We start from the raw sequence: 22,413 nt of genomic DNA on the forward strand, positions 1-22,413 counted from the left end.
TCCTCCGGGATCTGCCCACTGCGTTGAGGAGCTTGCCTGATGCCTGTCGGCCCGGACAGCTGGACCCCTGGTGGACCATTGACCGCGGACAAGCTCACCACGGAGTACGCCGACCGCCCGCTGGGCACCGACGTCACCCGGCCCCGGCTGGGGTGGATCGCCACTGCCCCGGGCTATGGAGCCACCCAGTCGGCGTACCAGGTGCTGGTCGCGTCTGACCCGGAGCTGCTCAGTCCAGAGAGTGCCGATGTGTGGGACTCGGGCAAGGTGGCCTCGGCGAAGACCTTCGGGGTCGTCTATGAAGGGCCGGCGCTGGCTCCGCGGACGCGGTACCACTGGGCCGTCCGGCTGTGGGACGGGCTGGAGCAGGTGGGTCGCTGGAGCGCGTCGACCTGGTTCGAGACCGGGCTGCTGGCCGAGGGGTTCGGCGGAGCGCAGTGGATCGGTGCTCGCGAAGAGGTGCGCGACGAGGACGTTCCCGCGCCGCTGCTGCGCCGCACCTTCGCGCTGGCCGCTCCTGTCGAGCGTGCTCGGCTCTATGCGAGCGGACTCGCCTACCAAGAACTGCGTGTGAACGGGCAGCGCGTAGGCGACTCCGTGCTAGATCCCGGCTTCACCGACTACGACGAGACCGTGCTCTACGTCTCCCACGACGTGACCGGGCTGCTGCAGGCCGGCGACAACGTCCTCGGCGCGGAGCTCGGCCGAGGCTTCTTCGGGCTGAGCACCCCCAACACCTGGCGCTGGCACCAGACGCCCTGGAACGCCGAGCCCCGGCTGATCGCCCGCCTCGTGATCGAGCACACCGATGGCACGGTCACGGAGATCATCTCGGACGACACGTGGCGCGTCACCGAGGGGCCGACGCGATCCGACTCGCTGTTCTGCGGTGAGACCTACGACGCGCGGCTCGATCCAGCCGGCTGGGACGCGGCCGGTTTCGACGACAGCTCGTGGCGGCCCGCGTTGGTGCTGCCCGCGCCGCGCGGTGCCGTACGCGCGCAGGAGCACGAACCCATCCGGGTGATCGAGGACGTCGCGCCGGTCGGGTTCACCCAGCCCAAGCCGGGAGTCTGGGTCGCCGACTTCGGCCGGACCACCGCGGGCTGGACCAAGCTCCGGGTGAGCGCCCCCGCCGGTACGACGATCAGCCTCACTCACGGCGAGTGGTTGCTGGCCGACGGCACGGTGTTCGCGCAGAACAAGCACGTGCACAAGGACCGCTTCCAGCGCGACGAATTCATTGCTGCTGGCAACGGCGTCGAGGAGTGGGAGCCGCGTTTCTCCTACAAGGGCTTCCGCTACGTGCAGCTCGAGGGATTTCCCGGTGAGCCGCTGCCCGGCGCGGTGACGATGCGGGTGGTGCACTCCGACGTCCGGGAGATCAGCCGGTTCACCGCGAGCGCGCCGCTGTACGAGCAGATCGACCACGCGATGCGGCGGACCGTGCTGAACAACCTGCACGGCATCCCGACCGACACCCCGAAGTTGGAGAAGAACGGCTGGACCGGCGATGCCCAGGTCGGTGCCCCGACGATGGCAGGCACGCTCGACATGGCCCGCTTCTTCACCAAGTGGCTCGGGGACCTGCGCGACAGCCAGGACGCCGAGGGCCGGCTGCCGGTGATCGTGCCGACCGGCGACTGGGGATACACCGAGCTCGCACCTGCCACCGAGTGGTCGACGGTCTACCCGTTCATCCTGCGCGAGATGCACCGCTGGTACGGCGACGAGCGGCTCCTCGCGGACCACTGGGACGCAGTACTGCGGTATGTCGACTACGAGCTCGCCCGAGTCGAGGACGGGTTGTCCCTCAGTGTGCTCGGCGACTGGATCCCCCCGGGCTACCCGGCCGGCCCACCGCCGGAAGACCGCCGCCTCACCGGTACTGCGTACCTGTACCGCGCCGTGCTCGCCGTCGCCGAGATCGGGGATCTCCTCGGGCGTGCGGCCGAGGCGGATCGCCTTCGGAAATCTGCCGCCGAGTTGGCCGACGGGCTCAACCGAGCGTTCCTCGATCGATCGGCCGGGGTTTATCGGTCGGCGTCGGATCCGGACTACCGGCAGACGTCGAACGCCGTACCGCTGGCTTTCGGTCTCGTTCCCGACGATCTCGTTCCTGCCGTCGTGGCGAACCTGGTCGCCGACCTCGAAGCGCGCGACTTCCACCTCAACACCGGCTGCCTGGGCGTCGGCGTACTGCTTCCGGTGCTGAGTGCCTTCGGCCATGCGGACGTGGCCGCGAAGGTGGCGTTGCAGCGGACGTATCCCAGCTGGGGCTACTGGTTCGACCAGGGCGCCGACACGATGTGGGAGATGTGGGAGACCGACACCCGATCTCGCAACCACTACTTCCAGGGCACGGTCGCGCAGTGGTTGCTGGAGAACGTGGCCGGGCTGCGTAATGTGGCGGCGGGCTGGGAGCGGATCCTGGTTCGGCCCGACGGCCGGGAACAGGTGAACTCGGCTTCGCTGCGGACCGACACCGTGCGCGGGCGGGTCGCGGTCTCGTGGCGCCGGATCGGGCGGGTGTTCCAGCTCGAAGTACAGGTGCCGGTGGGTGCGACAGCCGAAGTACACGTGCCTTCGGCGGCGGCCGGCGACGTCACAGCAGTGCCTGCGCCTTATGCCGGTGAGCCTGTGTATGCGGACGGCTACACCGTCTACACCGTGCCGTCAGGTCACTGGAACTTCACGTCGCGGACTTCGTGAACATCAGGTCGCGACAGATCCGGCCCTCGGCGTGAGCGCGTGACTCGAACTTGGTCACCGGCCGCCAGTCGGGCCGTGGCGCCCAGCCGTCGAACTCGTTGCTGAGCAGCGGCTCCGCGGTGCAGATCGCCAGCATCTGCTCCGCGTAGTCCTGCCAGTCCGTTGCCAGGTGCAACCGTCCCCCCGGCTGCAGCCGGGACGCGAGCAGACCGACGAATCTCGGCGTGATCAGCCGCCGCTTGTGGTGCCGCTTCTTCGGCCACGGATCGGGAAAGAACACCCGTACTCCGGCCAGCGAGTCCGGCCGCAGGTGGTCGCGCAGAAAGTCCAGCGCGTCACCGTGCAGCAGCCGAACGTTGTCGAGCCCATACTTCTCCACCCACAACATCAACTGCCCCAGCCCCGCCGGGTAGACCTCAGCCGCCAGGTGATTCACCTCAGGCGCCTGCGCCGCCAACTGAGCCGTCGCATCCCCCATCCCCGACCCGATCTCCAGCACAGTCGGCGCTTCCCGCCCGAACCAGTCGCCCAGGTCGAGGTCTCCGGCCGGCAACTCCTCCAGCTTCTTCCCCAACAACCCCCAGTTGGTCTCCCAAACCCGCTGCTGTCCAGCCGTCATCCGCACACTCCGCCGGACATGGCTGAACACCCCCGCCTGCCTGATCTGATCCACCGTCTCCACCCACCAATCGTAGGCGAGCCCGCTCGGCGAACAACCTTGGTCCGACCTTGGCAACTGAGCCACCTCGGCTCGGGGAGTCAGTCGCCCCAGAAGAGGCGGTCTACTACGTTGCGGGCCTGGCGGGTTCGGCGGAGGTAGTCGTCGGAGAAGCGGCTGGTCTCGCCGGTGGGATAGCCGCAGATCTGGGCTACGGCGGCGAGGTCGCGGGGGTCGCGTGGGAGGGAGTCGCCGGGGCGGGCGCGGACGAGCATGATGGCGTTGCGGATGCGGGTGGCCAGTTCCCAGGCGCGGCTGAGGATGTCGGCGTCGGGGGGCTCGACCAGGCCTACGTCGACCGCGGCCCGGAGTGCGCCGAGGGTCCGAGTCGTACGGAGGCCCTCGATGTGGTGGGCCTCGCGCATCTGGAGTAGCTGGACCGTCCACTCGATGTCGGCCAGTCCGCCGCGGCCGAGCTTGGTGTGCGTCGCCGGGTCGGCGCCACGCGGCAACCGCTCGGCGTCGACGCGCGCCTTGATCCGCCGGATCTCGACCACGTCGCGTTCCCTGATGCCGCCGGCCGGGTAGCGCAGCGGGTCGATCAACTCCCGGAACGCCTTGCACAGTTCGGGATCACCGCACAACGGATCGGCTCGCAGCAGGGCCTGCGCCTCCCACACGGCCGACCAGCGGGCGTAGTACGAGGCGTAGGAGGCGAGCGTGCGCACCAACGGACCCTGGCGACCCTCAGGACGCAGGTCGGCGTCGATCGCGACCGCCGGATCGGCGCCGGGGAGGGCGAGCAGGCGGCGCAGTTCGGTGGCGACCTGGGTCGCGAAGTCGGTCGCGGCCTTCTCCGAGAAGCCGGGCAGCGGGTCGTGCACGAACATGACGTCGGCATCGCTGCCGTAGCTGAGTTCGTGGCCGCCGAACCGGCCCATCGCGACGATCGAGATCCGGGTCGGTTCGGGTTCGCCCTTGGCGATGGTCCGCCGGGCCACCTCGAGCCCCGCGGTCAGCGTCGCGACCGAGATCGTGGTCAGCGCCTCGCCGACCGCCTCGACCTCGAGCAGCCCGGACAGATCCGCCGCCGCGACCCGGAACAGCTCGCGTCGCCGCGCACCGCGGATCGCCGCGACCGCCGCCTCGGGTTCGTCCTTGCGACGCCCCGCCGCGGACATCTCGGTCAGCAACGACTCCTGGGACCGCGCAGACAGTTCCCGTTCGTCGGCGAGCATCGCCGTCGCCTCGGGCGCACGCTGCAGCAGGTCGACGGCGTACCGGCCGCTGGCCAGAAGGTGCGCGAGCCGCTCGGCCGACGCGCCCTCGTCACGTAACTGACGCAGGTACCAAGGGGTCGAGCCGAGCGCGTCGGAGATGGTCCGGAACGCGAGCAGCCCGGCATCCGGATCCGGCGACTCGGCGAACCAGCCGAGCATGGCCGGCAGCAACGCCCGCTGGATCGACGAACGCCGCGACACCCCCTCGGACAACGCCTCGATGTGGCGCAGCGCCGACGCCGGATCGGCGTACCCGAGGGCGGTCAGCCGCTGCTTCGCCGCCTCGGGCGTCAGCCGTACTTCGCCGCCGGGGATCCGCGCGACCGCGGCCAGCAGCGGCCGGTAGAAGAGCTTCTCGTGCAGCCGCCGTACTTCGAGCCCGTGCTTCTTCCACGCCGCGGTCAGGTCGTCGATCGGGTTCTTGGTGAACCCCAGCGACCGCCCGAGCCGGCGCAGGTCATCGTCTTGGTCAGGCACCTGATGCGTACGCCGCAACCGGTACAACTGGATCCGGTGCTCCATCGACCGCAGGAACCGATAGGCGTCTGCCATCACCGCCCCATCGGTGCGACCCACATAGCCCGACGAGGTCAACTGCTCCAGCGCGACCAACGTGGTCCCGCTCCGCACCGACTCGTCACTGCGACCATGGACCAGCTGCAGCAGTTGTACTGCGAACTCCACGTCGCGCAGACCACCCGGCCCGAGCTTCAACTGGCGATCCGCGTCCGCGGCCGGGATGTGGTCGACCACGCGACGCCGCATCGCCTGCACGTCATCGACGAACCCGTCCCGGTCAGCCGCCGACCAGACCAGATCGCCGGACTTCTCGGCGTACGCCTGCCCGAGCTCGGCGTCACCGGCGACCGGCCGCGCCTTGAGCAGCGCCTGGAACTCCCAGGTCTTCGCCCAGCGCTGGTAGTACGCGAGGTGGCTGTCGAGCGTCCGCACCAGCGGGCCCGACTTCCCCTCCGGGCGCAGCGCGGCGTCGACCGGCCAGAGTGTGCCCTCGGCCGTGTGCGCCGAGCAGATCCGCATCGTCGCCGACGCGAGCTGGGTCGCCGTCTTCAGCGCGGGGGCCTCGGGCTCACCCGCCAGCGGTTCGGCGACGAACAGCACGTCCACGTCGCTCACGTAGTTGAGCTCCCGGCCGCCGCACTTGCCCATGGCAACAATCGCGAGCCGGCAGTCGGCTGCCTCGGGATGCGCCGTGAAGTAGTCGTCGCGCGCGATCCGCAGCGCGGTCTCCAGCGCACCCCCGGCCAGATCAGCCAGTACTGCGGCAGTCTCGTCGACGAGCAGTCCCTCGGCGAGATCCCGCGCCGCCAGCCTCAGCAGCAACCGCCGGTACTCCACCCGCAACGCGTCGACCGGGTTCTCCGCGTCCACCGCGGTGGCGAGGCGCGCCGCGACGTCGTCGGGGGTCGGCCGGGACGCCGCCAGCGCCGGATCCGCCAGGTCGTACCAGTGCCGCGGGTGCACGCTCAGATGCCGCCCGAGCGCCTCGCTCGCGCCGAGCACGAAGGTCAGCCGGCGGCGGAAGTCGGAGTCCATGTCGAGGGTGCGCGCGAAGGCCGCGAGGTCGTACCCGTTCTGGTGCAGCGACTCGGCCAGGCCGACAACGCCGGTCAGCGCCAGGTCGGGATCGGCCGACTCCGACAGCGCGGTGATCAGTTGCTCACTCGCCATCGGGCTGTGCGCGTCCAGCCCGTCGAGTTCGTTCAGCAGCCGCGCGGCCCGCTGCGAATCCGCGAACCCGGCCCGCGCCAGCCGGCCCTCACCCGAAATCCTCCGCACCTCAGCCACGCCCGCCAGCCTAGTGTCCTGAGTCGGAAGTTCGTGCTTCAGCTCCGGTGTCCAGGTGCGTGCATCGCAAGGCGGAGAAGCGGCCTCGATGCTTTTCCATCGTGGCCGTTTCTCCAACGCGGCGAGGTGCGTGCCTGGGCGCCGGAGATGTGCACGAACTTCCGACTCAGGACACTAGTGGCGAGCCGGAGATCTCGGGCAGCGCGCGAGGGGGTTGCGGGGAGATTGCGGTCAACACACGGAGTTGTCTGGCATATTCGGGCTGTAGTCGGCATGATGGCTGGTTATGGTCATGATGACGGGGTCGCTTGCTGTTCGGGGCACGGTGGTCTGGTTGACGCCCCAGCAGGGTGGGCGAGTGTCCGGGCCGCCTGAGCCGGACTACGATTACGACTACTCAGCAACTGCCTACCTTCCACCGAGAACGCCTGAAGACGGACAAACCGGACTGGCGTTGCGGCGGTTCGCGCCGGGTGCGTGGCGCTCCCCCGCCGAGGGCATTTTGGTGCCCTCTCCGGGCAACCGCGCCCAGCAGGTGGTGCCGGGTTGCATCGTGGTGATCACCGAAGGGGTCCGCCCGGTCGGGTTGCTCACGGTGGAAGAGGTGCACGCGCTCGCGCCCGACGGCACGCCGGTGGCCGAGAGAGTCGAGCCGCTCGACATCACCGGCCTCACCGCGCTCCGCCCGCCCACCGGAGACGCCGACGCGCCGTACCGCCACTCCACCGCCGCATCGCGGTGGAGCGCGCACGAACGCGCCGGCGCCAGTTGACCGTCCAGCCGACCGCTTGCAGCGGCCCGGCTGACGGTGACTACTGAGCGGCGATCTGGTTCAGTACCGCGAACTTGTCCGCGGCGCCTCCGTTGGAGGCGACCACGATCTTCCGGCTGATGGTGTGGCCACCACCGGCGGGAAGCTCGAGCTTGAACTTGCTCATCGTGAAGTTGCTCTGCGAGTAGCCGGTGAAGGCGCCGCTGTCGCCGCTGTAGATCAGGCCGTACGTCTGGTTGTCCGGCCCGGTGCCGGCCTGCCCGATCCACCGCTTCGCGTCCGGCACCTGGCTGAACGGTCCACCGCTGGTGATCACCGGGAAGCCGGACACCGCCGAGCGCGAACCGGGACCATCGTGGTCCATCGCGTCGCCGGCCCAGACCGACAGCGCCGCCGCAGAGTCGTTGCTGAAGGTCGTCGCCGCGGTGATGAACTGCTCGTCCGCCGTCGCCGTGTACGTCGTGACGATCTTCAGGCCCGGGTGCTCCGCAGACGTGCCGGTGACCCGGACGACGGCCTTGGTCCCGGTGTTCTCGACGACCTGGACATCGTTCGACCGGGTCTGCAACTGCTGCCACGAGTTGCCCCCGACCGGCTCGGCCGTGCTCACGTACGGCAGGTTGATCCAGTCGAGTTGGTCGGGCTGACCGGTGATCGCCAGGTCGAGCACCTTGCCGGTGGTCGACTGGGTCAACTGCGGGTCGTTGTAGACCTTGGCGATCGCCATCGCGAGGTGCTTGTTCTCGATCACGATGTCGCCCGGGCCGCCTTCGACCAGACCGCTCGGGAGGCGCTTGCCGATGCTCGCGTCGACGTTCACCGGCGAGATCTCCAGGTTCAGCTCGGCCGCTCCCCCGGCACCGACCTCGATCTCCTTCGCGGCAGTGCCGAAGCCCAACTGAGCCACCTGGACCGTGTACTTGCCCGGTCCCTGCTTGAGCCCCACCCGGAAGCTGCCCGCGGCGTCGGTGGAGGTGAAGCCGATCGCCGAACCACCCTGCACCACGCTGACGGTGGTGTTGGCCGCCGGTGCGCCCGTGGTCTTGTTGGTCACGTTGCCCGTCACGACCGGCCACGGCGCCGCCGTGGTACCGCCCGGGGTGAACGCGTAGAGGTTGCCGTCGAGCGCGCCGACGACCACCGTGTTGCCGCTGACCGCAGGTCCGGCCGACACCCAGGTGCCGATGTTCTGCTGCCACAGCGGCTGACCCGTACCGGCGTCGAGCGCGTAGAACCCCCCACTGTTGGCACCCACGAACAAGGTGTTCCCGGACAGCGCCGGCGAGGTGAACGAACCACCCCGGTACTGCGAGCCGGGCAGCAGGTGGTCCCAGATGACAGCGCCGGTGGTCGCGTTGAGCGCCGTCACCGCACCGCTCGGGAAGGACATGTAGACGGTGTTGCCCTTGATCGTCGCCGCGGACGGGGTCGCTCCGCCGTTGACCAGGGACGGGTGCGGGCTCGTGTAGCTCCACAGGACCGCGCCGGTGGCTCCGTCGCGGGCGACGATGCCGTTGTTCGAGCCGATGTACACCTTGCCGTCGGCCGCGGACGGGACGCCGTCCTGCCAGCCGCCGAGGGTGTCGGTGCCGGTCCAGAGCTTCTTGCCGGTCGCCAGGTCGTAGGCGATCACGATGCTGCCGTCATGGTTGCCGACGTACACGCGTCCGTCGGCGACCGCCGGCGTACCGTCGCTCATCGTGCTGCCGGCCATCGGCGAGGCCCAGATCCGCCGGCCGGTCCTGGCGTCCAGCGCGACCACGATGCCGGCCGAGGCCTCACCGAAGCGGGTCTGGTACGGGAAGAGAACCTTGCCGTCGGCAACCGTGACGCCGTAGTACCCGTAGGTGCGCTGGTTGTTGCCGTCGGGTGCCGGGCCCGGGTCGTTGCGCCACTTCAGCTGCCCGGTCTTCGCGTCCACCGCGAACAACGTGCCGCGCAGCGTCGGCACGTAGACGAGGCCATCCGACACCGCGATGCTGCCGTGCACCGACGACGGCACCGGGTAGGTCCACAGCACCTTGCCGGTCACCTGGGAGACGGCGTGCACGGCACTGTTGCCGTCACCGTTCTCGTCCCGGGTGCCGGCATACACGACGCCGTCGACGATGGCCGGCGAGCCGGTCAGGAAGGTGCCCTTGGTCCGGTAGGACCAGGCCAGCCGCTGGCCGGCCGCGATCGCGTCCGTCGCGACACCCGCGTGGGCGGCGTCGCCGTGGTGCTGCGACCAGTCGGCCCCGGCCACCGGGACGATCGCCTGGCCGGCCGTGAAGGTGAAGTTCGAGGTCGCGGTCCAGCGGGCACCGTTCTCGTCTTCCACCTCCACCTCGACGCTGTGCGGACCGATCGGCTTCTTCAGCCCGGCCGGCAGCGGTGCGTACCAGGTGAACTCGCCGGTCGACTTCAGGTCGGCCCAACGACCACGGTCGACCCGGTACCGCGCGCTGACCGGCTCGTCGCTGGTGTCGTAGGCGTTCACCTGGATGCCGGGGAACCTGTCCAGCGGGATCGACGTGCCCGGAGCGGGGCTGACGATGGTCAGGTCCTGCTCCGCGCCGTAGATCCGGAACGGGTTGTCGAAGGCCTTGTTGTCCATGTTCACGAACCGGAACCCGCGCGGCGAGTTGTCGATCGTGTACGAACTGGACACCGTCTGGATGTGCTTCGCCGTGCCGGCGAAGTCGCTCCTCGGCTCCACGTCGTTGGAGTGCTCGTGGCCGACCAGGATCAGCTCGGCGCCGTACTGCTCGAGCACCTTGCCGAACTCGTCGTAGACCGACGGCGACCCGAACGGCACGTTCATCGGCTGGTGGGTCAGGACGACCAGGTGCTTGCCCCGCTTCACGTTCTGGGCGAGGTCGGCCTTGACCCACTCCAACTGTTCGGCGAACGGCGCGGCACCGTTGTTCTCCAGCACCAGGAAGTGCCGGTCGCTGTAGTCGAAGGAGTACCACTCCGGCCCGACGTGCTTGCGGTAGTTGTCGATCCGCGCCGCGTACGTCGAGCCGGCCGCGTACTCGTGGTTGCCGACGGCCGGCCAGACCGGCACCTTCGACTTCGCGGTGCTCGCCTTGTAGTACTCGAACTCCGCGTCGGTCGCGTTGTTCGTCAGGTCGCCGCTGACCTGGATGAAGGCCAGTTCCTTGCGGGTGGTGTTGATCTCCGCGATCTGGTCGGGCAGTTGGGCGTTCACGTGCGGGTCGGCGACGTTGCCGAAGGTGAACCCGCCCGCGGCCGACGCCTTGTCCTTGCGGAGGCCGAAGTCGACCTCCCTGGTGCTGGCGGCGGCGAGCGCGCCGAGGTTGCGGTAGAACCTCGGCTGCATCGTGTCGTCGGTGCCGACCGAGTAGCCGGCCGGCTGGCTGACGAAGACCAGGTCCGTGTCACGCCGCTCGACGTCGGACTGGAGCGAGTAGCGCCCGGCCTCGTCGGTGACGACGATCTTCTGACCGTCGGACACGGTGACGCCGGCCAGTGGCTTCTCGCGATTGTCGAGCCGGCCGTCGTTGTCCTCGTCCTCGAAGACGGTGCCGGAGATGGTGGCGCTCGGCGCCTCGTCCGCGTCCGCCAGGGCGCCGGTGAGCGGCACCCCGATGACGAGCACGGTGAGGCCGGCGGTGGCGCCGTACAGAAGCTTGTGCCCCAACCCGATCTTGGGCAGCCCGATTCTGGGCCTGGCGCTGAGGGGAGTCATGAGAGAAGGAACCTTTCCACGAACCAGAAGAGGCCGAAGGCGGCGACGACCCCGGTCGCCGTACGTTGCGCCGGTACCGCGTACCTGGTCTTGCGGACCAGCAGGAGCAGCGGGAAGACCGCGACCAGCAGCAGCGCCTGGCCCGTCTCGATCCCGACGTTGAAGCTGAGCAGCGAGACCAGCAGATCCGCGCCGGCCTCATCGGTGATCCGCAACGACCCGGCGAAGCCGAGACCGTGCAGAAGACCGAAACCGAAGACCACCGGCAGCCGGTGGCGGGTGGAGTTGCCCCCTAGCAGGTTCTCGAGCGCGACGAACGCTATGGACAGCGCGATCAGGGGCTCCACGACGATCGCGGGCACGGTGACGCCGCCGATCAGGGTGGAGATGAGCGTGACGCTGTGCGCCAGGGTGAAGGTCGAGGTGACCTGCAGGAGGTTGCGGACGCTCTTCGCGCCGATGATGAGGGCGATCACGAACAGCACGTGGTCGAGGCCGAGCAGGATGTGCTTCACACCCATCCGGCCATACTGCAGGCTCGACGTCGCCAGCGAGCTCTCCCCGACGGTGTAGTCGTGGTGGCTGCTGTCGAAGACGGTCCGCCCGTTGTGGTCGCCGAAGTGGTACTCGACCTGGTTCAGGTGGTCGTCGACGACGGCGTCGGTGTCCTGGAACACCTTGTACCGCAGGTGGAACAGGCCGCTGGATCCCGGGCAGACGAAGGTCAGCGCGAGGTCGGCGTACGGCTGGTCGGCGCGTTTCCCGATCGACGTGCGCCGGATCGCGGGTTCACAGGCGGCGCCGTCGAGCGAGACGACGACGCGCTCGTCGAGGTACTCCTCGAGCCTCGCCTCGTTCCGGTGGAGTGCCTCGGCGCGCTGCGCGTCGTCGGTCGCTGGGGCTCCGAGGTCGACCGCCCGCGCCAGTACTGCGTACTCCAGGCTGAGGAGGTAGTCCACCCGCGCGCCGTCCTGGGTGACGGTGGAGTAGCCGGTCGACGCGATGACGTGCGCGTCGGCCGTGGTCACCGCAGCGCCGAACAGGAAGAGCACGAGCCCGGAGAACGCCAGCAGTCGCCGCATGAGACGACATCTCACGCGCCCCGGACGACCAGCAGGTGACCGATCAGGAAACTGTTTACCGCTCCAACACGGCAAGTAGTAACCATCTGCGACTCTGTCGCAGACGCTGCAGAATCAGAGCACCGGTAGTAGCTTGTTCAGCTCGAACGGGGTGACCTGGCGACGGTAGTCCTGCCACTCGGCCCGCTTGTTGCGCAGGAAGAAGTCGAAGACGTGCTCGCCGAGGGTCTCGGCGACCAGTTCGCTGTCCTCCATCGCCTGGATCGCCTCCGCCAGGCTGCTCGGCAGCGGCTTGATCCCGAGCGCCTTGCGCTCGCGCGCGGTCAGCGACCAGACGTCGTCCTCGGCCTCGCGGGGCAGTTCGTACCCCTCCTCGATGCCCTTCAGCCCGGCCGCCAGCATCAGCGCGAACGCGAGGTACGGGTTCGCCGCCGAGTCCAGCGAACGGAACTCCACCCGGCTCGACTGACCCTTGTGCGGCTTGTACATCGGCACCCGGACCAGCGCGGAGCGGTTGTTGTGGCCCCACGAGATGAACGACGGGGCCTCGTCGCCGACGGCGAGCCGCTTGTAGGAGTTCACCCACTGGTTCGTCACCGCGGTGATCTCGGCCGCGTGGTGCAGCAACCCCGCGATGAACGCGCGGCCGGTCTTGGACAACTGGTACTGCGCGCCGCCCTCGAAGAACGCGTTCCGGTCGCCCTCGAACAGCGACATGTGGGTGTGCATCCCGGAGCCCGGCTGATCGCTCAGCGGCTTCGGCATGAAGGACGCGTAGATGCCCTGCGAGAGCGCGACCTCCTTGACGACGACCCGGAACGTCATGATGTTGTCGGCGGTGCTCAGCGCGTCGGCGTACCGCAGGTCGATCTCCTGCTGGCCCGGGCCGCCCTCGTGGTGGCTGAACTCGACCGAGATGCCCATCGACTCGAGCATCGTGATCGCCTCGCGGCGGAAGTCGTTGCCGATGCCCTGCGGGGTGTGGTCGAAGTACCCGGACGAGTCGACCGGTTCCGGGTAGGTGCCCGGCGCGCCGGTGAGCGACTTGAACAGGTAGAACTCGATCTCGGGGTGCGTATAGAACGTGAAACCGAGGTCGGCAGCCTTCGACAGGGTCCGCTTCAGCACGTGCCGCGGGTCGGCGAACGAGGCCGAGCCGTCCGGCATGTTGATGTCGCAGAACATCCGCGCGGTGCCCATCGTCTCGCCCCGCCAGGGCAGGATCTGGAACGTCGACGGGTCCGGCTTGGCCAGCATGTCCGCCTCGGTCACCCGGGCGAAGCCCTCGATCGCGGAGCCGTCGAACCCGATCCCCTCGGCGAACGCGCCCTCCAGTTCGGCCGGCGCGACCGCCACCGACTTGAGGAACCCGAGCACGTCGGTGAACCAGAGCCGGACGAACCGTACGTCGCGCTCCTCGAGCGCGCGCAGCACGAACTCCTGCTGCTTGTCCATCGGCGAGTCCACCTCTCTGGGTCGAACGATTCCTGCGGCCTCACACAGTCTGCCCCGGCCGTGTTAAGCAGACGTTACGTGCTGGAGGAGACATCGCTCGCACTCGGCCCCGCAGTACGGTGGTGGTGTGTCCCCGAGCCCTGCGCAGCCCCCCGCCCCGGCCCCGATTCTGATCTTCGACGGCGACTGTGCCTTCTGTACGACGAGCGCCCGCTGGCTGCAGGCGCGGCTGCGGACCGGGGTACCGGTGGAGCCCTGGCAGTTCACCGACCTGGCGGCGTACGGGACCACCGCGGAGCGGGCGACGTACGAGGTGCTGTGGGTGGACGCGGCCGGGCGGATCCACGGCGGCGCGCAGGCGTTCGCGCGCTGGCTGATCCACAGCGGCGGCGCCTGGAAGGCGCTCGGGACGGTGATCACGCTCCCACCCGTGCGCTGGATCGCGGCCGGGATCTACCGCCTGATCGCGAACAACCGGGACAAGATGCCCGGCGGCACGCCCGCCTGCGCCCTTCCGCCCCACAAAGAGCCCTGAGGGCCTAGTCTCCTCTGGGTGCGGACGATCTTTCACGCGGCGCTGATCGTGGCTGCGATCCTCTGCGTCAGCGACCTGCTGCTCAGCACCGGCCGGTTCGTCCGGTCGATCCAGCGCAAGCGGCCGGCCGAGCAGGATGTGCTGGGTCGCCGCTGGCTGCCGATCCCGGAGCTCGGCTTCGGCATGTTCGCGTTCTGCTGCCCCGGGCTGGTCACGCTCGGGCTGACCCACGACGACGCCACCCTGCCGACCAAGCAGATCCTGCTCGCCGCGCTGGTCTTCGGGTACGCCGGTGCGGTGCTGTCCCGCGTCGTCCGTACTCCGGGTCCGGGCGGGCGCCGCTTCCGGCTACGCGCCGGCCTGCTGCTTGGCCTGCCGGCTGTCTTCGGTCTGGTCTTCGGACTGTCCGGCGTCGCGGTCTGACCCCCAGCGCTTCCGGAACCACGGCACGATCCGCTCCAGCGGCGCGAAGGCGAGCCAGCAGACCACGGTCGGCAGGAAGTGGATCAGCAGGATCGCGGTGTTCGCGAGGTGGAACCCGATGAAGAACAGCGCGCCGAGCAGTTGCCAGCGGCCCTTGAGCCACAGGACCACCGGCGACAGGAACTCGCCGATGATCCCGACCCACTGCATCACCTGCAGCATCCACGGGTGTCCCAGCAGCCACTCCCCCACCGGGTGCGGACGGCGGACGATGGCCCAGGTCAGGATCGCGCTGTTCGGCCAGGCGAGAGTCCACCCCGCGCCCCGGAGCTTGGCAATCGCGGAGAGGAAGTAGGTGGCGACGACCGAGATCTGCACGCACCGGATCGCCCAGCCCGCCGCCTCGGACCTGGTCTGGTCCGCGTACGGCGAGACGTCTCGCCGCCACTTCCAGTTCCAGCCGCGCCCACGGGACGCCACGGTCGGCATCACCCAGAGCGCGACCACCAGGGCCAGGTGGTCGTGGTCCACCTTGCCGTCGCTCATCCCGATCAGCACCCACCAGGTGAACGCGGGGGCGACGATCCAGCCCGCGAGCCGGGGCAACCTGTTCGTCGCGGCGATCAGGCAGAAGACGATCAGTACGACGTACAGGGTGGTCGTGTTCGCGACGGACGGCTTGGGCAGGTCGAACAGCCTCGCCAGGAACAACGGTTGGTACAGGCCGGGGTGCTCGCCCTTGAGCCGCGTGTCGCGGACGAAGGCGTGCATGTCGAGGATGACGAACAGGTAGAGGATCGTCCGCAACCACGCGATCCGGGCCAGCGCGATCGCCGGGGTGAACCAGTCCGCGACCCGCTTCACTTCCGCACCACCCAGGTCGCCAGTACTTCGGGCGTCGGCGGGCCGTCGACCCGGCCCTTCACCAGTGTGGTGGTGTCGCGAATCAGTTCGAGCTTCACGTACTTCGGCTCGTCCGGGTGCTTGCGCGCCCACCCGTCGGCCACCGCCTGGAGCAGCGAGGGATCCTTCACGATCTCCCCGGTCCGCGCCTCGATCTCGGCCCGGGCGACGCCCGCGCCCTCGATGTTCAACGGCACGTCGACGGTGGTCCCGGCATCGGTCTGCGCGCTGATCCGGGTGTAGGCGATGGAGGCGTCGTCCGCGATCATCCCCGCGTACTGCGACATCGGCCCGAACGGCCAGACGTCATCCGTCGCCCGCACCGACCCGTTCACCAGCAGCCCGACCCCGACCAGGGCGACAACAACCCGGGCCCCTTTGCCGACCCGACCCAGCCGAACCTCCTGCCCACTCGTCACGCCCGCCATTACACACCACCGACGGGCGATCCTCAGGACAGCGACTTCGAGCGGGACGGTCGCACTGTCGGCTTGTACGCTCTGGGGATGCCGACGATTCAGCAGGTGGCTGAGGCGTTTTCCAGTCATCAGTTCCGGGATGTCTACGACTTCTTGCACCCGCAGGTCGAGTGGACTCTGGTCGGTGCCGCCCGGCTCGAGGGGAAGGAGCAGGTGGTCTACGCCTGCGAGCAGTCCCTGGTCACGCTGGACCGCACCACGACCCAGTTCCTCCGTTTCAAGACCATCCCGGCGGCCGATTCGGTGGCCATCGACACGGTCGCGAAGTACGTCGACGCCAAGTGGCAGCGCTCGTTCGTCCGCTCCTGCGACATCTACGAGTTCACCGAAGCTACCTGACCACGATCACGTCCTATACGGCCGAGATCCAGCCCGAAGACCTGCCCTAGACCCGCGCTAGGTGAACCGGCGGATCAGCACCTCGAACGGACCGCGGTACGACTTCCGGTCCATCCAGGCCGCGAGAAAGACCGTCGACGCCGTACCCGAAGAGCAGCCCGACCTTCGGATGACCCTTCCGCTCCGCACACTGTCGGCAAGGGCTTGGGGGGTTTCATGCAGATCATCGAGAACTCCATCGTCGGCACCCGATCCGCGGTACTGCGGGTGCGCCGCCGCGGCAGCGGGCTGGAATTCGTCATCTTCCCGATGCTCCACGTCGCGATGCCGTCCTTCTACGCCGAGGTCACCCGGCGGCTGCGCGAGTGCGACCTGATCGTCGTCGAGGGCGTGGACGGGGAATCGGTGGCCGGCTCGCTGCTGACGATGACGTATCAGGTGATCCCGCTGGACACCGATTCCGGCCTGGTCGAGGACAACATCCCGTATGCCGACCTCGGCATCCCGCTCATCACTCCGGACCTGACCGGTGAGGAGTTCGACCAGGGAGTTCAGCAGCTGTCGCTCAAGACGCGGGTGCTGATGTTCGGGGTGGCGCCGATCGCGGCAGCGGCGATGAATCTCTTCAACGCGAGGGAGCGTCTGCTGCTGTCCCGTGACATCGAGGTCAACGACCTGCCGACCGCCGCGGAGGAGCTGGAGTCCGACGAGATGGGGTCCTTCCGGGGCCTCCTGCTCGGCCGGCGCGACGAACTGGTCGTCGCGGCCCTGACCGACCTCGTGGACGAACGCTCCACCGAAGATCTCCAGGTCGCCGTCGTCTATGGCGCCGCGCATGTCCCCGGCATCCTCACCGGTCTCGGCAAGCTCGACTACCGAGTCGTCGGCGCCGACTGGATCACCGTCGTCGCGGCCTGAGGGGACGAAGGTGAGGGAAAGCGTGAAGATCGTGCCGGAGTTGGTCGAAACCGCCTTGACCGACCAGTAGGGTGCACTCGTGCCTCAGCTCCGGGTTGCTCTTGCTCAGCTCAACGTGACGGTCGGTGATCTCGACGGGAACAGCGACAAGGTCGTTTCGTGGACCCGTAACGCCGTCGAGCGAGGTGCCCACGTGGTGGCGTTCCCGGAGCTGGCACTGACCGGCTATCCGGTCGAGGACCTCGCCCTGCGGGCGTCGTTCGTGGACGCGTCGCAGGCCAAGATCCGCAAGCTGGCGAAGCGCCTGGCCGACGAGGGTCTCGGCGACGTGGTGGTGATCTGCGGCTACCTGGACCGCGCCGCCGGTACTGCGATGGGCCTGGACCGGCTGGGTCGCCCCAAGGGTTCCCCGACGAACTCCGCCGCCGTCATCCATCGCGGCGAGGTGGTCACCAGCGCGGTCAAGCACCACCTGCCGAACTACGGGGTCTTCGACGAGTTCCGGCACTTCGTCCCCGGCGACTCGCTGCAGGTGATCAGGATCCACGGCGTCGACGTCGCGCTGGTGATCTGCGAGGACCTCTGGCAGGACGGCGGGCCGGTGGCCGCCACCCGGGCCGTCGGTGCGGGACTCCTGCTGGTCGTGAACAGTTCGCCGTACGAGGCGAACAAGGACGACGTCCGCGGTGAACTGGTCAGTCGCCGGGCCCGCGAGGCCGGGTGTTCGCTGGCCTACGTGAACCTGGTCGGCGGGCAGGACGAACTCGTCTTCGACGGTGACTCGCTGATCGCCGATGCCGAGGGCAAGGTGTTCGCCCGGGCGCCGCAGTTCGAGCAGGGCAGCATGGTGGTCGACCTCGATCTGCCGGCCCCGACCGGTACGCCGGGTGGCGAGCACGAGAGCATCCGGATCGAGCACACGGTCCTGCACGAGGACCCGCTGCCGCAGTACGAGCCGATGGCCGCCGCGCAGGCGCCGCGGTTGTCCGACGAGGCCGAGATGTACGGCGCGATCGTCACCGGGCTGCGCGACTACGTGCAGAAGAACGGGTTCAAGACCGTCCTGCTCGGGCTGTCCGGCGGCATCGACTCGTCGCTGGTCGCGGCGATCGCCTGCGACGCGATCGGGCCCGAGCACGTGTTCGGCGTCTCCAACCCGAGCGTGTACTCCAGCGACCACTCCAAGGACGACGCCGCCGAACTGGCCGCCCGGACCGGGCTGAACTACCGGGTGATCCCGATCCAGCCGATGGTGCAGCCGTTCCTGGACACGCTCGGGCTGACCGGCCTGGCCGAGGAGAACCTGCAGGCCCGGGTCCGCGCCGTCGTCTGGATGGGCCTGTCGAACGCCGACGGCCACCTGGTGCTTGCCTGCGGCAACAAATCGGAGCTGGCCGTCGGCTACTCCACCATCTACGGCGACGCGGTCGGTGGCTACGCGCCGCTGAAGGACGTGCCGAAGACGGTGGTCTGGCGGCTGGCGAAGTGGCGCAACGCGGACGCGAAGGCGCGCGGCGCGCAGCCGCCGATCCCGGAGAACGCGATCGCGAAACCCCCGTCGGCCGAGCTCCGGCCGGGGCAGGTCGACACCGACTCGCTGCCGCCTTACGACCTGCTCGACGACATGCTCGACGACTACGTGGAGCAGGACCGCGGTACGGCCGAACTGCTCGCCGCCGGGTTCGACACCGAACTGGTCAGCAAGGTGATCCAGTTGGTCGACAAGGCGGAGTACAAGCGACGGCAGTATCCTCCGGGTCCGAAGATCACCCACAAGGCCTTCGGCCGCGACCGGCGACTGCCGATCACGAACGCCTGGCGTGAGGACGCAAGCCGGGTGTCGACTGGAAAGGTGACGGAGAGCTGAGCGGATCCTGGCGTAACCGCCCCTTCAACGACAGTCCGTTCTTCCCGCCCGAGGACCCGGAGCAGGCTGACAGCTTCGGCGCGCCCGAACCGCGGCGACCGGATGTGAGCGAGCCCTCACCCCCGACCGGTATCGCTCACCCTCCGCAACGGTGGGACGATGAACCCATGGTTGACAACTTCATGTCGGCCGGTACCAACGGCGACGCCGATGACGAGATGCCGGCGCCGTACGGGACCGGACCGAAGAACCGGACAACCGAGGAGCACCACCGCTCGGACTATGGCTACGCCGAAGCCGATTCCGGCGACGGCGGCTGGCGTGAGCGTTCGACCGCGCTGGACGGGCTCGACCCGTCTCCGTCGCTGCCGAACGCCCCCAGGTCGTACGAGCGCGGGCCGGTGCCGCAGCAGCCGTACGTGCCGAAGCCTCCGTTTCTGCCGCCGCCGCAAGACCGTGAGTACCCGACGCCTAGTGGGTATCAGCAGCAGTACGCCGAGCCTTCGCCGTACGGCGAGTCTGCGCCGGCGTGGGGTGAGCGGGAGACGTATCGCGAGCCCTCATATGACGAGTCGCCGTTCGCGCCGCGTCCGTCGTACCAGGAGCGGCCTGCGGTAGACCGGCAGGCCGAGCGACCTGGTCAAGACAGGCCTGGTCAAGACAGGTCTGCGCAAGACAGGTCTGCCCAGGAGAGGTCGGCCCAAGAGAGGTCGGCCCAAGAGCGGCCTACGCAGGAGCGGCCGCAGCAGCAGTACCCCGACCGGCCGCACCAGGAGCAGAACCCGTTCCGGCCTCAGCCGCAGCAGGGTCCGCCGCCGCAAGCACAGCAGGGTCCCTTCGGCCCTGGACGCAACGGCACGAGTGGACCGCCGCAGGGTCGACCCGGTGCGCCTACGCCCGGCTCCCCCGCCGGTACTGCGCCCGGCCAGGTTGGTCCCGCACAGCCGGTTCCGCGGCCGCAAGCGCCGAGCCCGGCCAGCAACGGCATGACACCGCACGGGTCCAACGGCAGGTCGAACGGACTCAACACTCCGACCCCGCCGCCCAGCCCGTCCGGCCCGCCCGCGAGCAACGGCCTGGCGTCCTCCAACGGGATCCACGGTTCCAACGGAACCCACGGCTCCAACGGGCTGGGCTCCAACGACCTCGGCTCCAACGGGCTGGGCTCCAACGGCCTCGGCTCCAACGGGCTGGCCGCCGGCAACTCCGCACCGGGCGCTCCGCAAGGCAACCTCGGCCGCGCTCCTGGCTCCGGCAACCCCAGCCCCAAGCCTCCTGCGCCAAGTACTACTCCCGCAGCACCAGTCACGAACCAACCCACCCAGAGCTCAACCGGCTGGAGTGGTCCCGCACCGACCGCAGGTTCAGCGCCCCCTACTCCCGAGGCGAGCACCTCCACCGGCTACCCGTCCGACCCGTCGGCGGAGTACGAGAGCAACTCGCCGGTGAGCAGCGCGTCGCAAGCCAGCGGCCGACCTGCCGGCGCGCGGCGTCGCGCCGACGTACAGCAGGACGCACCGAGTCAGGTCCAGCCCGAAGCAGTCCTTTCCCATCGAGCTCGTCGCGCCCAGACGGCCAGTCCTACGGCAGAGAGCACAAAACCCCCTGTGACCAACAGCACCGCCGACTCCCCGGGCTCGACGACTGGTTCGTCCGGCTCGAGCAGCAGCACCCCAGGCGGCGACAGCAAGCGCCCGCGCCGGTACCGGATCCACCACCTGCGCGACATGAAGAACCGCGGCGAGAAGTGGGCCATGCTCACGGCGTACGACCAGTACACCGCCGAGATCTTCGACCAGTCCGGCATCCCGGTGCTGCTGGTCGGCGACTCCGCCGCGAACAACGTGTACGGCTACGAGTCGACCCTGCGGGTGACGGTCGACGAACTGATCCCGCTGGCTCGTGCCGTCGCGGGCGCCGTCGAACGCGCGCTGGTGGTCGCGGACCTGCCGTTCGGTTCGTACCAGGCGTCCCCCGAGCAGGCGTTCCACACGGCGGTCCGGTTCATGAAGGAAGCCGGCGTGCACGCGGTGAAGCTGGAAGGCGGTCGGACCGTCGTACCGGCGGTCGAGAAGCTGACGCAGGCCGGCATCCCGGTGATGGCGCACATCGGCTTCACGCCACAGAGCGAGCACAGCATCGGCGGCTATCGAGTCCAGGGCCGCGGTGACCAGGCGGCCGGGCTGATCGACGACGCGGTCGCGCTGGCCGAAGCAGGCGCGTTCTCCGTGGTCCTCGAGATGGTCCCCGGCGACGTGTCAGCCGAGATCACCAAGCGGATCCCGGTCCCGACGATCGGCATCGGCGCCGGCCGCGAGACCGACGCCCAGGTCCTCGTCTGGCAAGACATGGCCGGCCTCCGCTCGGGCCCGATGCCCCGCTTCGTCAAGCAGTACGCCGACCTGCGAGGCATCCTCACCAGCGCCGCCACCACCTACGCCGCCGAAGTAGCCAACGGCACCTTCCCTGCGGACGAACACACCTTCTAGATCCAAGGCATGGCGGAGCGCTCGGACCAGTACTCGTAGGGCTCCTGAACGAACTCTGCGAGTGGACCACTGGTGGCGTGGGCGAGGTTGCTGTCGAGTTGTTCGGCAGTGGTCGCGCCGCTCAGTACTACGTCTGCCCAGGGCTGGGCGGCTGCTGCGCTGATGGCCAGCGCGTCGGGAGCGACGGCGTGCTGGTGCGCATACGTGGTGAACGGGGTTTCGCCGGCCTTGGCGGTCAGGCGGCCGTTGGCTACTGCTTCCTTGATGGTGACGAACCAGCCAGCCTCGTGAGCTTCAGCCAGGGCAGGACCTGCGGAGGGCTCGAGCACGTTCCAGGTCGACTGGACGGCGGTGAACGGGGTGTCCAGGGCCAGTGCCTTGCGCAACGTCTCTGCCTGCCGCGGACCACTTGTCGACAGGCCGACCCGTACTCCGGTGTCCGCGAGCGCGCGTAGCCGGTCGAGCAGCTTCTGGTCGTCGAGGGCCGGGCTGTCCGAGGTGAGGCTGTGCACCAGATAGAAGTCCGGCGGACCGCCTAGTGCCTGCAAGGTCTCGGGCCACTGGCGCTCGAAGGTTGCGAGCGAGTGGTCCTTCACCTCGTGAGTCTCCGCGTCGTGCCGCCAGTCGGCGACGTACGTGTAGCCCCACTTCGAGCCGATCGTCAGTTGGCTGCGGCGCTCGGGCGTCAACCACTCGCCCAGGAACGTCTCCGCCAACCCATAGGAGCGCGCGGCATCGAAGTACCGGATTCCTGCCTGCCAAGCCAACTCCAGCAACTCGTGCGTGCGACGGCGCAGGTCTTCCACCTCACGTCCGGGCGGTAGGTCCTGGTCGTGCCCGAGGTTGATGTAGCCGGGTCGTCCGAGGGCTGCCAGTCCCAGCCCGATGCGTGCAGTCATGCGGCGATCGTCTCATCGGCGTTCACGCTCACGGCCCGATCCCTTGGAGTGAGACGCGCCGTACGAGCCGTCGCCGGACCGGATCGGTCCACTAGCGTTTTG

Annotated in this window: 16 protein-coding genes; 8 read left to right on the top strand and 8 right to left on the bottom strand. The window is 69.0% G+C overall.

All coding sequences use genetic code 11. The features are described 5' to 3' along the window. Positions 1–39: 39 nt before the first annotated feature. Positions 40–2,712, top strand: coding sequence for a family 78 glycoside hydrolase catalytic domain (locus ABD255_RS20400; RefSeq protein ID WP_344216234.1), 2,673 nt, complete (start codon positions 40–42; stop codon positions 2,710–2,712). On the opposite strand, the gene trmB is transcribed toward ABD255_RS20400, so the two are convergent. Together trmB and ABD255_RS20410 are read right to left on the bottom strand one after the other, a co-directional pair. Further along, complete coding sequence (gene trmB / locus ABD255_RS20405) at positions 2,693–3,394, bottom strand: tRNA (guanosine(46)-N7)-methyltransferase TrmB (protein WP_344216236.1); 702 nt, start codon at positions 3,392–3,394, stop codon at positions 2,693–2,695. The genes ABD255_RS20400 and trmB overlap by 20 nt on opposite strands. Before the next feature lie 77 nt (positions 3,395–3,471). Beyond that, complete coding sequence (locus tag ABD255_RS20410; protein ID WP_344216238.1) at positions 3,472–6,456, bottom strand: bifunctional [glutamine synthetase] adenylyltransferase/[glutamine synthetase]-adenylyl-L-tyrosine phosphorylase; 2,985 nt, start codon at positions 6,454–6,456, stop codon at positions 3,472–3,474. A gap of 454 nt (positions 6,457–6,910) precedes the next feature. Between ABD255_RS20410 and ABD255_RS20415 the strand changes: the two genes are divergently transcribed. Beyond that, the gene (locus ABD255_RS20415; RefSeq protein WP_344216240.1) at positions 6,911–7,228 is read left to right on the top strand and encodes a hypothetical protein; all 318 of its coding nucleotides are present in this window, start codon (positions 6,911–6,913) and stop codon (positions 7,226–7,228) included. Between the two features lie 40 nt (positions 7,229–7,268). Here ABD255_RS20415 and ABD255_RS20420 read toward each other — a convergent pair whose 3' ends face one another. The 3 genes from ABD255_RS20420 to glnA all read right to left on the bottom strand — a co-directional run bounded on the left by ABD255_RS20420 (position 7,269) and on the right by glnA (position 13,459). Continuing rightward, on the bottom strand, positions 7,269–10,922 hold the full coding sequence (locus ABD255_RS20420) for an outer membrane protein assembly factor BamB family protein (protein ID WP_344216242.1): 3,654 nt from the start codon (positions 10,920–10,922) through the stop codon (positions 7,269–7,271). Next, positions 10,919–12,004, bottom strand: a complete 1,086-nt coding sequence (locus ABD255_RS20425; RefSeq protein ID WP_344216244.1) for a HupE/UreJ family protein — start codon at positions 12,002–12,004, stop codon at positions 10,919–10,921. Before ABD255_RS20425 ends, ABD255_RS20420 begins: the two co-directional genes overlap by 4 nt. Positions 12,005–12,118: 114 nt before the next feature. Next, positions 12,119–13,459 carry a type I glutamate--ammonia ligase gene (gene glnA, locus ABD255_RS20430; RefSeq protein ID WP_344216246.1) on the bottom strand — a complete coding sequence of 447 codons (1,341 nt, stop codon included), beginning with the start codon at positions 13,457–13,459 and terminating at the stop codon, positions 12,119–12,121. Between the two features lie 127 nt (positions 13,460–13,586). Here glnA and ABD255_RS20435 point away from each other — a divergent pair, with 127 nt between their 5' ends. Together ABD255_RS20435 and ABD255_RS20440 are read left to right on the top strand one after the other, a co-directional pair. Further along, positions 13,587–13,994 carry a thiol-disulfide oxidoreductase DCC family protein gene (locus tag ABD255_RS20435; RefSeq protein WP_344216248.1) on the top strand — a complete coding sequence of 136 codons (408 nt, stop codon included), beginning with the start codon at positions 13,587–13,589 and terminating at the stop codon, positions 13,992–13,994. Positions 13,995–14,012: 18 nt separating this feature from the next. Then, positions 14,013–14,417, top strand: coding sequence for a hypothetical protein (locus ABD255_RS20440; protein ID WP_344216250.1), 405 nt, complete (start codon positions 14,013–14,015; stop codon positions 14,415–14,417). On the opposite strand, the gene ABD255_RS20445 is transcribed toward ABD255_RS20440, so the two are convergent. Beyond that, positions 14,343–15,281 (bottom strand): HTTM domain-containing protein, encoded by a 939-nt coding sequence (locus tag ABD255_RS20445; protein WP_344216252.1) that lies wholly within the window; start codon positions 15,279–15,281, stop codon positions 14,343–14,345. The two genes, ABD255_RS20440 and ABD255_RS20445, sit on opposite strands and share 75 nt — an antisense overlap. Next, positions 15,278–15,748 (bottom strand): hypothetical protein, encoded by a 471-nt coding sequence (locus ABD255_RS20450; RefSeq protein WP_344216254.1) that lies wholly within the window; start codon positions 15,746–15,748, stop codon positions 15,278–15,280. Before ABD255_RS20450 ends, ABD255_RS20445 begins: the two co-directional genes overlap by 4 nt. Positions 15,749–15,826: 78 nt before the next feature. Between ABD255_RS20450 and ABD255_RS20455 the strand changes: the two genes are divergently transcribed. The 4 genes from ABD255_RS20455 (at position 15,827) to panB (ending at position 21,412) form a co-directional block, all read left to right on the top strand. Further along, positions 15,827–16,138: a nuclear transport factor 2 family protein gene (locus ABD255_RS20455; RefSeq protein WP_344216256.1), complete on the top strand. Its 312-nt coding sequence runs from the start codon at positions 15,827–15,829 to the stop codon at positions 16,136–16,138. Positions 16,139–16,354: 216 nt separating this feature from the next. Further along, positions 16,355–17,056 carry a hypothetical protein gene (locus tag ABD255_RS20460; RefSeq protein WP_344216258.1) on the top strand — a complete coding sequence of 234 codons (702 nt, stop codon included), beginning with the start codon at positions 16,355–16,357 and terminating at the stop codon, positions 17,054–17,056. Positions 17,057–17,135: 79 nt separating this feature from the next. After that, positions 17,136–18,923 (top strand): NAD+ synthase, encoded by a 1,788-nt coding sequence (locus tag ABD255_RS20465; protein ID WP_344216260.1) that lies wholly within the window; start codon positions 17,136–17,138, stop codon positions 18,921–18,923. Positions 18,924–19,090: 167 nt separating this feature from the next. Next, positions 19,091–21,412: a 3-methyl-2-oxobutanoate hydroxymethyltransferase gene (gene panB, locus ABD255_RS43785; protein WP_425554478.1), complete on the top strand. Its 2,322-nt coding sequence runs from the start codon at positions 19,091–19,093 to the stop codon at positions 21,410–21,412. Here panB and ABD255_RS20475 read toward each other — a convergent pair. Continuing rightward, complete coding sequence (locus ABD255_RS20475) at positions 21,409–22,311, bottom strand: aldo/keto reductase (protein WP_344216262.1); 903 nt, start codon at positions 22,309–22,311, stop codon at positions 21,409–21,411. The two genes, panB and ABD255_RS20475, sit on opposite strands and share 4 nt — an antisense overlap. Positions 22,312–22,413 lie beyond the last annotated feature (102 nt).

It is taken from the genome of Kribbella sancticallisti (assembly GCF_039530625.1).
Classification (GTDB): Bacteria; Actinomycetota; Actinomycetes; order Propionibacteriales; family Kribbellaceae; genus Kribbella; species Kribbella sancticallisti.